The organism is Kocuria sp. ZOR0020 (genome assembly GCF_000800955.1).
Lineage (GTDB): Bacteria > Actinomycetota > Actinomycetes > Actinomycetales > Micrococcaceae > Kocuria > Kocuria subflava.
On sequence record NZ_JROX01000425.1, the window covers coordinates 1 to 309 of the forward strand.

General features: G+C 35.6%; 1 protein-coding gene. It reads left to right on the forward strand.

Features of this window, described 5'->3' with window-relative positions; genetic code table 11:
• The coding region (locus L979_RS15615; protein ID WP_047692894.1) for a hypothetical protein at positions 1 to 307 on the forward strand (307 nt) is incomplete at its 5' end.
• Positions 308 to 309 lie beyond the last annotated feature (2 nt).

Consider the following 309-nt stretch of genomic DNA (forward strand, 5'->3'; position numbering starts at 1 on the left):
ATTCGCTACATGGGTTAAAGATAGAGAAGCAATGAACCCACCTTTCGAACGTAGACTTGTAATTGACTTGACAGTGATATTTTCCCTATGGGTTTTATATGCAGTCTTTTACTTTACACAAACACCCTCTACTTCAGATGTTGCTCAAACTGTGATTAACGTAGGTTTGTTGTACTTTGTCGGACAATTTGTTTATTTAATTGCAAGTATCAGCCCTATGTTTGCCGGTTTACTCAAACTTATCAAAAAGAATGGTGTAAATATTCCAGAAGTGGAAGAAGAACAAACGGAGGATAAAAAAGAATGAAT